Genomic DNA, 12,087 nt, shown 5'->3' on the forward strand with positions numbered 1-12,087 from the left:
CTTAGTTCTGAAAGAACTTTGTCTATTGTAATGTTTGTGGGCTTTGATAAATATGGTTTTTGCTTCTTTTTAAAAAAGATAAGAAACTATAAATCAGATAAGAGTCATGGTTTATGGCTCGGAATAGCTTAAAGTGTCTGGTTAATAAATATTGTGTAAAATAGTATTGAGGAAATTTCTTTGAATCGGCTATGTCATATTATGCTTGAAATATACAATATGAATAAATTCATAAGATGTAATTTGCTACTGGATTGACTTGAATTAATTTTCTTATTTTTATCGACAATGTTAAAAACGATGTATTATATGATTAAAATTGACGTAAAATAACAATATGAAATAAAAAAGCTATACATTTGTAGCGAGTATTAAGTATTGAGTTCTTTCAGAACTAAGATCAAAGATCGATAAACGTCAAAATCTAAAGAACCTTTACTAACACTAGTATTATCATCAATAACATCATTTATTATGTTGAAACACTTCAAACAAGTCAGCTTACTCCTTGCCGCAGGAGCTATGGCACTACCAGCCAGCGTATACGCTGATTTAGCGCCAGAGAAGCTAGAAACCGCCATTTCCCAACAAAACGGAAAAGTGACGGGTGTTGTAGAAGATGATTTCGGCCCTGTTGCCGGAGCATCAGTTGTTATTAAAGGAACCACCAATGGTAATATTACCGACATGGATGGTAACTTCATCTTGGAAGGAGTCAAAAACGGAGACGTTATCCAGATTTCCTTTATCGGATATGCGACCCAGGAAATCGCTTACACAGGTCAAGCCTCTTTGAATATTAAATTAGTTGAAGACACCCAAAAACTGGACGAAGTAGTTGTAACAGCTATGGGTATCAAGAAAGATGCAAAAAAACTGGGTTACGCTGTAAGTACAATTGAGGCAGGAGAACTCGTAAAAACCGGTACTCCTGATTTCGCCACTTCATTGTATGGTAAAGCGTCCGGTGTACGTATCAATGCAGCTCCCGGTGGAGGTACATCGTCTGTATCTATCTCTGTCCGCGGCTTATCATCTATTTCCGGTTCTACACAGCCGTTAATCGTAATGGATGGTGTTCCCATTCACAACGGGGATGCCAACAATAAAGACTACTGGAGCCAACAGCGTGTCGAATCAAATGGTTTAGTAGACATCAACCCTGCCGATATTGAAAATATCTCTATCCTGAAAGGTGCAGCAGCTTCTGCTTTGTATGGTTCTGAGGCCGCTAATGGAGTTGTTATGATTACAACTAAAAGCGGTAAAGGAGCTTCCGGCTTAGGAGTAGATTTCAGTGCAAACGTTAGTTTTGACAAAGTAGCCTATATGCCCAATATTCAGAAAGAATTCGGACCGGGTTATGACAACTCTCTGCTTGACACAAGAGGTAATGATTTTGAAAAGGCTACCGGTTTCCAAAACACGCGTACTGACAGAAACGGCAACCCGGTTACCAGCTTACGTAATACATATTATTCATGGGGACCCAAGTACGACAATACCTCCCAATTATATAACTGGGATGGAACAATACGAACTTATTCTCCCATCGATCATAACCAATGGAACGATCTTTTCCAGACAGGTATCAATCAAACATATAACCTCGCTGTTACAAACGGTACGGAAAAAGGCAATATGCGTTTTTCTTATACCTATACAGATGTTACACCGACTCAGTTAAACTCTCATAACAACAAACACAATTTCTCATTGACAGGTTCTCAGAATATCCTGAAAGGAATAAAACTTGATTATTCTGCTAATTATATGCGTCAATACGTAAAGAACCGTACCTATCGTATCGACCAGTTGATGAGTAGTTATAACGGTATGTTTACCGGCTATGACGATATCGCATCTTTGAAAAACAGGATCGTAACCAGCCAGGGCTACATGAACAGAGCATACACCTCTGAATATGCTGCTACATTCCTGGATGAAGCATGGGAATATGACCCATCTTTCAGTTACATAGGCGACCGTTATTTATGGAACATCTACGGCAAGGAACAATATGAAAACAACAATCGTTTTATTGCCAGTGTTTCTCCCAGTTGGGAAATCATACCTGGATTGACAGCCCGGGGACGTTTGTCTACCGACTTAACATTTGACGAAGAAGAGAATAAGAACCACACAGAATATCCGAATGCATTGGCAACGGCAGGTAACTATACAGGTAGTTATTCTCTGAAAAACGACAAGTATGAAATTTACTACGGTGATATCATGTTGATGTTTGACCGTACATTCGCAGAGAAGTACAATATTACAGCCAACGTCGGCTGGTCAGGCCGCCAGGAACGTCAGATGATGACCTCTGTCACTACCCGTGGTGGATTAAGCGTGGAAAACTGGTTCCATTTGAATGCTTCCGCTTTATCTCCCGCTACCCCCAGTATGACAAAAATGTCATTGCTGAAAACAGCATATTTCGCTACCGCTTCGTTTGGTTACGATAGTTGGGCTTATCTGGAAGGAACTATACGTCAGGAAAAAACATCCACCTTGGCTCCAGGCAACAACTCTTTCTTCTATCCTTCTGTCAATGGTAGTGTAATCTATACTTCATTATTGAAAGATAAGAACCCAAGTTGGTATGACTATGGTAAAATTCGTGTAAGCTACGGTATCGTAGGTAATGCTCCAATTGTCTATAAAGCAACAACCGGATATAAACAAGATGCTGCAGACAGCTATATTTATAATCAGATTTCATTAAGCGAACTGGGAAACAACGAGTTACAGCCGGAAAAGAAATACGAATTCGAACTGGGATGGGAAAACAAGTTTCTACAAAACCGCTTAGGATTTGAATTGTCTTTCTATCATAACAAAATAAAAGACCAAATTCTGAATACCTCAACAGCTGCTTCTTCGGGAGGTACTTCCATCTGGATGAACGTGGGTGAGTTGAAGAACCAAGGTTTGGAAATGTCTATTTACGGTACGCCGATCCAGACTAAAGACTGGACCTGGGATATCCGCGCCAACTGGGCCTGGAACCGTAATAAGGTCGTGAAGTTAACAGATGGCGTTGACAGACTTGAACACACAACCATCGACAACGGAGCAGCTGTACTGGAATCACATGTCGGAGAAGCAATGGGCGACTGGTATGTATATAAAACTGTAACAGATGAAAACGGCAATAAAATCGTTGATGAAAACGGTTTATACAAAGTCGATTACACACAACGCGTAAAAGCAGGTAATGCCATGCCGAAACTGGTCGGCGGTCTGAGCACATCCGTCAGCTACAAGAACTGGTATCTGGATGCTTCTATCGACTTCCGTATTGGTGGTGACGTAATGAACAAGCCCTATCAATACATGTCTGAAATCGGAACATTGGAACATACACTGCAAGGTCGTGACGCCTCTCATGGCGGCTTGAGCTGGTATGCCGATGGCAACGTATTATCCGATCCTTCCATACGCCACCTGACAGACCAGGCAGCCGGTTCTACCGTAAACGGCTGTACAGTATATGACAATGGTGTAATCCTACCCGGTGTAAAAGAGGACGGAACTCCGAACGATATCATCGCGACAGCAGGTGAAACATTTTACAACCAATACGGCTGGGGATACTCAGGTAATGTCACCTACGAAAACGCTATTCAGGAAAACACCTATTTCAAACTGCGCGAATTAAGCATAGGTTACAGCCTGCCGAAAGAACTGGTTGCCAAATTTGGTTGTAAAAATCTAATGGTTTCTGTTTACGGACGTAACTTATTCTACTTCTACAAGAGTTTGAAAGAAATGGACCCGGAATCAACGGATGGTACAAACTGGGTGAACCAATCTTATATCAGCGGATCTACAGCAACAACCCGCTCCTTTGGTTTCTCACTACGTGCTAGTTTTTAATTGATTGTAAAGAAATATATAAAGAATGCAGAAAATGAAACAAATATATTCACTTGTATTGGGATGTGCGGCACTATTATCCACCTTCTCATGCAGCGACGATAAATTTTCGGATCAATATCAAAATCCGGAACAGGCACAGTCTGTGACATGTCCTGGCGTAATGGTAGGACTTTGGCAGGCTTGTAATACCTGGATGAATCCAGTATATTACAGATATTATGTATCTTCGACTACTTCCGGCCGCTTTTCCGGGGTAATCGGACACACCAACGACAAAGGTCGTTTCACCGGTGCGGGAACAACTTATTTCAACGAAAGATGGAAAAATTTCTATACAACACTTGCCCAATACAGGTTACTGGAACAGACTTACAATAATCTGACGGATAAAGAAAAAGAAGATAACGAAATTTTCCTTCATTTGGGACGCACTGTTCTGGAAGAACAACTATATGAAGTATTGTCTTTATGGGGAAGCCTGCCTTTCTCGGAAGCCGGATACCTATGGAGTACCGGGGATATTGTTTCGTCCAAACCTAAATACGATTCTGAAACGGAACTGTATAGCATGATCTTAAAAGATCTGGATGAAACAAATACATACCTGAACAATCATCCGTCATTAAGCTCTTCCGCAGCCACCTACATGACAGCAGAAGACTATGTAAACAAAGGAGATGTATCCATGTGGCAGAGATATGTCAATTCTCTGCGTCTTCGCGTCGCCACTCATTTGGCTTCAAACGGTGACCTGACATCAGAAGCACGCAGTGCTATCCAAACCATGCTTAGTAATCCTTCTACTTACCCGATGGTAGACACGAATGTAGAAAACACAACGGTAGCACAAAGCGATGATGCTTTCAATTTCGATAAAGATCTGCAAGACGCTATTGAAAACTCGACATATAACCGTATGTCCGGTTTCATGCAACGGGCATTAAATGCAAATACCGATAATCCGGATCCACGTCTGGAAGTATTATATGATGCAAACTGGGATAATCAGTATATCGGTCTGGACCCTACGGAAAGCGCAGCAGATCAGGAAGCAAATATGGCTATCAGTACACATGGTACAGCTAAATATTATGCTGCGTTGGATACCTCAACTTTCACACGTAACCCGGGTTTCCCAGGTATCTGGATGACAGCTGCCGAAGTAGCCTTTATGAAAGCGGAAGCCTATGCCAACAACTGGGCCAGCGGTGATGCCAAAGCGGCCTATATAGACGGTGTTAAATTATCTACTGAGTTTTATTTCAACCTGAATTCAACCGGTACATACCGTACAGCACTGCCGGCACCAGATGACGCTACAGTCGAAGCCTATGCTGAATCACAGTGGGATGCCAGTAATCCGTTAAAATCAATCCTGACACAACGATGGATTCATCACGGAGCTATTCAGGAACTGGAAGCCTGGAATGTTGTACGCCGTACAGGATATCCGGAACTCTATTTCAAGAGAGATCCTCAGACTGCAGATACCCCACTTCCTCTGAACCGCCTGGAATATACTTCTGACGAAAAAGATTACAATCAGGAAAGTTTGAATGCATTCCTGAATGGTAAAGAAGACTCCTGGTACACAACGCTATTCTGGATGAAGAGTGATTGGTATAAAGTCATTGAATAATTTTGACAAACAAAAATATCTCCACATAAATTATAAACATAATTGATGGTAAATGTGGAACCTGAAACCGCCCCGAAGTGATTCGCGGCGGTTTTATTTATTCTTAACGTTGTTCATCATACACCCCGAACTCAGCAATTGAAGCCTGTCCGTTGATGCTGTCGATCTCTATTTTTATTTTGTTTCCCCAGAGACGGTCGAAACGATGTACTTTCACTTTGTCAGACTTATCGCCTGAACAAATTTCTTTCCAGACACCATCCGTTTCATATAATAAACGATAACTCTTTATACTTTCCTGCAGGTCGGTTATCGTTATCATATTGAATGAATGACATTTGTCCAGATCGATTTCCAACCAGGGTTTTGCCACCTGTTTATTGGATCTCCAACTTGTTGTAAAATCATTGTCATTGGCAAAATCCATAATCCACATATCATCACTCCAACTGGAATTGGCAGGTTTATGCTTTGCTATATTTGTTGCAGTTATCGGGGCATCATACGCCGGTAATTCCGGAACCGCAGTATTGTCTTTCCAGATAGCCCCAATCTTCTTCAATCCTTCTACAGCATTCGGATCAATCAACCCATCCCGGTTAGGAGCCACATTCAGTATGAAATTGCAATAAGCCTGGTTAAACGGTTCCAGATTCTCTTTTACAATCACTGTCGGATCTTTCACCGGCGAGGTTGGAAACTCTTCTTTCCAAAACCAGTTTTTATTGATAGGCAGACAGGAGAGAGCCGGCAACTGATTGGATTCTTTTGAAATATGCTGCCCGGCATTCTGTTCGTACGATTTAATATCGGTATAGAACAAAGCTTCTTTCGGATATTTGGCCGCATTCAAATCCATGACCAGACAATCAGGCTGAAGCCGTTTGATCAGCCGGTAAATTTCCTGAAAAGGAACATCTTCATAGGATATCCTTGACCAGGGAGCATCCCAACCATCTATAATGATTGCGGTTATTTCACCATAGTTGGTTAGAAGTTCCGTCAACTGTGCTTTCACCATGTTGATATGTGCTTTCGTGATAAAACCGGGACGTAATTTATGATGCGTGTCCAGGATAGAATAATAAAGCATGGTTTTAAGTCCCTGCTTCCGGAAGGCCTCCACATATTCTTTTACCACATCCCGTTTGAGCGGACCGTTCATGACGTTATAACCGGTTGTTTTCGTATCCCATATACAAAAACCACTATGATGCTTGGTTGTCAGACAGCCATAGCGCATCCTGGCCGCTTTAGCTGCTTCAGCCCACTGATTACAATCCAGCTTCACCGGATTAAAGATAGCCGGACTGGCATCGGGATCAGCCCAATCGTCACTCATAAAAGTCGGAATATTGAAATGAATGAACATCCCGAATTTCAGATCGACAAATTGCTGTTGCAAAGTCCTCAGATCCGGGGTTCCTTCTGCTGGTTGTGCCTTCAATCCCTGTATTGCCAGGCTACATAAAAAGGCGAGACATAAAAGAATAGATACATTTTTTCTCATAACTGTTCCTTATTAAAATATTTGCCGGTTCCTCCGAAAAATCAACCGGCAAATATACCTTTTTTTCTACTTAAATAACCGTTCTTTTAATAACCGTCATTCTGTTTCAGGTTCTTATTGTTCTTGATCTCGTTCGTCGGAATCGGGAACAGTAATTCCCGTTCACTCAATGTCGGGCCATACGTGAACTTATGACCAACATAATTATCGAATTTACTGGTTGTCAGGTTCAAAGCCTTACGGGTACGTGCCATATCGAACCAGATCTTATTCTCGAAAGCCAGTTCATGGTAACGTTCTTTCCAAACCGCATAACGGAAATCTTCCTGCGACAATCCGCTCAGACCTTTCAGGTTCGCACGTTGTCTGATCTGGTTGACACAAGCATAAGCAGTAGCCGAAGGCCCACCTTCAGCTTCATTCTGGGCTTCCGCATACATCAACAGTACATCGGCATAACGAAGCAACGGATAATTGAGACTACTCTTAGCCGTATTCAAATGGGCATCCATATCGAAGAACTTATAAATATAATAGCCGCCGAATTTCACCATTTCTTCACGGTTGGCATTCGATGTGAACTGAGTATAATAAAACTCGCCTTCTTCGGTACGCTTATCTCCCTCTTCATAAGTACTGATAAATTCATCCAGTGCATATACAGAGCCTGTTTCCGTCGAATAATAAGAAACGTCCATATTGTAAGGTAAAAGTAAGCTTTGGAACGGATTCTCTACAATACCGGACTGATATTGTATCATGAACAGATGTTCCCCTTTATTTTCCATTTCAATATTATGCAGGTCGCTGTAAGAAGAAAAGAGTTTATAACTGCCATTGTCGATCACCTCCTTTGCTTTTGACGCAGCCAGCGCATAATATTCCCTCCCTTTTTCCATCGGATATCCCGCCATTGTCAGATAAACACTCGCCAGCAAAGATTTCACTGTAGCCTTCGTCACACGTCCGGTTTCATCCGTCCAGCCCAGATCAGATTCTTCCGCCTGTTTCAGGTCCGAAAGAATCGAGTTATACACTTCTTCCGTAGAAGCCTGTTGCGGATACAGTTCGGGAGAGGAAGCATCCACGGGCACCAATACCAACGGAATAGATCCGAACAAGCGTACCAGGTTGAAATAATTATAGGCACGAAGGAAATAGGCTTCGCCCAAACATTTACTTTTGGTCGATTTATCCATCTCGATTCCCGGTATATAAGTGATTGCCAGGTTGGCGTTAGCAATGGCACGGTATGCATAGTTCCACCAACTCTTACTGTACTCGTTGTCCGAGTTATTCACTACCAGACGGATATTATTGATGTTGACATTCTGGCTTACTTTCGTTCCAGCCAGTCCTGTCAGGAAATCGGTCATAAAATAGGGGTTTCCACCATAGTCACCGTTTGCCGAATACCGCAGATCTGCATAGATAGAATTAACCACACTGCGCGCATGCTCCGCCGTCTTAAAATAGTTTTGCTGAGTAAAGTTAGACGGATTCGATTCGTCCAGAAAGTCAGTACAACTACAACCGAGCACCAGTGATAATATCAATAAAGCATATTTTGTCTTCATATTTAATAATCGTATTAAAAGTTAAAAACTAACATTCAGACCAATTGTGAACGTACGCGGTTTCGGATAACCGAATACGGTGATACCTTGAGCAAACGTCTGTGTCGCATCCGACACTTCCGGGTCATAACCATTATATTTGGTGATCAGGAAGAAGTTCTGAACACTACCGTATACTCTCAGATACTTGATCGAGATCTTCTTTGTCAATTCAGACGGAAAAGTATATCCCAACACCAGGTTCTTACCACGCAGGAAGGAGCCGTCTTCCACGAAATGAGAATCGATGTTCGTCGTATATCCCGCTCCGGTCGGTCTGATCTGTGCGATCATTGTATTCTGGTTTTCAGGAGTCCATGCATCCAGAACGGTCTTATAACTATTTGCTATACCGGTACGGTCTTCTGCCGAGTGTTTGGAAATATCCAGTACATCATTACCGAACATATACTGTAGGTCGACAACCAGGTCGAAGTTTTTATAACGGAATGAGTTGGAAAATGTTCCGTAACCGTCAGGAATACCTTTTCCGATAATCAGACGGTCCATATCATTGATCTGTCCGTCGTTGTTACGGTCCCAAAGTTTCAGGTCACCCGGACGCAGGTTATATTTGGCAGCTTCCTCCGCTTCGTCTGTACCCCAGGTTCCCAAACGTTTGTAGCCGTAGAAAGAGCCGACAGGTTCACCTACACGGATGATGTTATTGCTTGAAGACAAAATATCCGGTCCCGGATAAATATCATCATCCCCTTCGCTCAATGCCAGCACCTTGTTCTTATTGAACGAGATATTGAATGTCGTTTCCCATGAAAAATTCTCATTGGTAATATTTACCGTATTGATAGAAAACTCAAAACCTTTATTGCTCATACTTCCGACATTCTTCGTAATTGAAGTGAAACCGCTGGAAGCAGGTACCGGAGCACTCAGCAACATGTCTGTCGTTTTCTTATAATATACATCCATTTCTAGGTTTACGCGATTGTTGAACAGACCGATATCCAATCCTGCATTTATCTGGGAAGTCTTTTCCCATTTCAGATCGGGATTTGCTAAAGAAGAAACACCGATACCGGATGCTTTCGAACTGCCGAAAACAGTTGTATAATTACCCAAACTGCCCTGCGAAGCATAAGCACCGGTTTCCGAGTTACCTGTCAAGCCGTAGCTGGCTCTCAGCTTCAAGTTGGAGATGGCAGTAGCCGGTTTCATAAAGTTCTCTTCCGAGATACGCCATGCAGCACCAACAGACGGGAAGAATGCATATCTGTTTGACTGTCCGAATTTAGACGATCCGTCCAAACGCGCTGTTGCCGTCAATAAATATTTGCTTTTATAACCATAATTGACACGGGCAAAATAAGAATTCAGACCATACGCATTGGCACTCGATGCTGCTGTAGGAGAAGTTCCGATCCCCAGGTTGTTATACTGGAAGAAATCATCTTCGAAACCTGTAGCCGATGCTGTGGACGAAGAGTTATCCACATGCTGCCAAGATAAACCAACCATACCGGTAAACGAATGTGCCCGGGCAAAATCTTTATGATAAGTCACATAATTTTCAAACTGCCAGGAGTTATTTCGGTTATTATCGATGGATGCACTACCGTTCGGTGAAGAGATCCAGATCAGCTGACGGCCTCCGTAATAATTCGATTTCTGATTGATGATATTGGCACCTAATACGGAACGGAATTCCAGACCCGGAAGTATAGTGATATTTGCATATACGTTTCCTAACATAGTCTGTGTTTCCAATGTATAGTTACGGTCTTTAGCAACCTGAACAGGACTGTTACCGCCTTCCATTCCCGGATAATCGTTGTTTCCGGCAAAAGTTCCATCCTCGTAACGGACAGGCAGAAAAGGTAATGCCTCCACGATCTGACGACCAACAGTGATACCACCGTCGCCCATTGAATCGGTCTGGCGTTCTTTCTGGTAAGCATAACTCAGGCTACCTCCCACTTTCAACCATTTAGTCAGTTCGCTGTCCATAAAGAAACGTGCGGAATAACGTTTCAGGTAAGATTCGATGATCAAACCATCCTCGCCTCTGAATCCGACAGACAAGCCATAGCTATCGCCGCCTTTCGTATTGGAGACGGATATCTGGTGTGTCTGAGAGAAAGCATTACGGATAGTTTCATCCTGCCAGTCTGTATCATACAATGGTTGGCCATTAGAATCGAACAACCGTGAGTCTGTTCTTTTCAGTTTCGGATCTTTATAGTTTCCGTTCTGCCATCCTTCAGGATCGAACTTTTGGGCATTCGCATAGGCCAGATCTTCCAGTTTCAGAAACTCGGCAGCATTCAGTACATCCAGTTTCTTCGGAAGAACACCTATACCGAAGTCGGTATCATAACGAATGGTCGTTCCCATCCCTTCACCTTTTTTCGTAGTGACCAGGATAACGCCATTCGCACCACGGGCACCGTAGATAGCTGTTGCCGACGCGTCTTTCAGGACTTCCACCGACTTGATATCGTTCGGGTTCAGATAGTCGATCGGAGATGTCCCGTTGGTCAATGTACTTACATTCAGGATCACACCATCCACCACATAAAGAGGGTCGTTCGTTACACTGATAGAAGAGTTACCACGAATACGGATGGAAGCACGTCCGCCCGGACGTCCAGAGTTTGTGGAGATATTCACACCGGAAACACGTCCCGACAAAGCTTGTCCGAAAGAAGTCACTGTCCGCTGTGCCAATGCTTCTTCCTTCACAGAACCGGAAGCACCGGTCAAGTCACTTTTCTTCATTGTACCGTAACCCACAATCACGACTTCATCCAGATTCTGAGTATCTTCATGTAAAATAATCTTCAGGATCGATTTATTCTTTGTGCTGACTTCCTGCGATAAATAGCCGATATAAGAAACCTCCAGTACTGCATTATCCGGCACTTCAAAAGAGAATTTTCCATCTACATCTGTTATATTTCCGGTCGTCGTTCCTTTCACCAGCACATTGGCACCAATAACCGGCTCGCCATTATCATCTACGACAACCCCGGAGATCTGGCGCCTCAACTGCTGCAATATTTCCTGTTTATTTTCTTTGGAGGACAAAACAATATGATTCCCCTGGATCATATACTCAATATTCGTATCACGGAACAGTTCATCTAATACCTGGGCAACTTGTTTCTCCTTTACATTAACAGAAACTTTTCGATTCACATCTATCTGATTGTTATACACAAACAGATACTCTGTCTGTTTCTCTATTTCAGAGAAAATTTTGTTTAACTGCGTGCTTGATTTACTTATGCTTACCCGCATATTTTGTGAATGGGAAGTAGAGGCAAACGAACAAAAGATACAGACCAATAACAAGAATGTAGTTATTCGCATAATTCTAAAGAGTTGTTTAAGGTCGGGACTTTTTAGGCAATAATGTCCCTGTAAAGTATTTTTTTTCATACATTTGTGTGTTTCAAAATAATACAATTTAATTAATT

General features: G+C 42.4%; 5 protein-coding genes. 2 read left to right on the plus strand and 3 right to left on the minus strand.

Going from position 1 to position 12,087, the window contains the following annotated elements:
• Nucleotides 1-474: 474 nt before the first annotated feature.
• The gene (locus DWX23_RS03825) at nucleotides 475-3,882 is read left to right on the plus strand and encodes a SusC/RagA family TonB-linked outer membrane protein (RefSeq protein ID WP_122373507.1); all 3,408 of its coding nucleotides are present in this window, start codon (nucleotides 475-477) and stop codon (nucleotides 3,880-3,882) included.
• Nucleotides 3,883-3,916: 34 nt separating this feature from the next.
• Nucleotides 3,917-5,524, plus strand: a complete 1,608-nt coding sequence (locus DWX23_RS03830; RefSeq protein WP_122373909.1) for a SusD/RagB family nutrient-binding outer membrane lipoprotein — start codon at nucleotides 3,917-3,919, stop codon at nucleotides 5,522-5,524.
• A gap of 103 nt (nucleotides 5,525-5,627) precedes the next feature.
• Here DWX23_RS03830 and DWX23_RS03835 read toward each other — a convergent pair whose 3' ends face one another.
• The 3 genes from DWX23_RS03835 to DWX23_RS03845 form a co-directional block, all read right to left on the minus strand.
• Nucleotides 5,628-7,034, minus strand: a complete 1,407-nt coding sequence (locus DWX23_RS03835; protein WP_122373508.1) for an alpha-L-fucosidase — start codon at nucleotides 7,032-7,034, stop codon at nucleotides 5,628-5,630.
• Between the two features lie 86 nt (nucleotides 7,035-7,120).
• Nucleotides 7,121-8,611 carry a RagB/SusD family nutrient uptake outer membrane protein gene (locus DWX23_RS03840; RefSeq protein ID WP_122373509.1) on the minus strand — a complete coding sequence of 497 codons (1,491 nt, stop codon included), beginning with the start codon at nucleotides 8,609-8,611 and terminating at the stop codon, nucleotides 7,121-7,123.
• A 21-nt stretch (nucleotides 8,612-8,632) separates the two neighbouring features.
• The gene (locus DWX23_RS03845) at nucleotides 8,633-12,049 is read right to left on the minus strand and encodes a TonB-dependent receptor (RefSeq protein WP_122373510.1); all 3,417 of its coding nucleotides are present in this window, start codon (nucleotides 12,047-12,049) and stop codon (nucleotides 8,633-8,635) included.
• Nucleotides 12,050-12,087 lie beyond the last annotated feature (38 nt).

Source organism: Parabacteroides sp. AF18-52 (assembly GCF_003479145.1).
Taxonomy (GTDB): domain Bacteria; phylum Bacteroidota; class Bacteroidia; order Bacteroidales; family Tannerellaceae; genus Parabacteroides; species Parabacteroides faecis.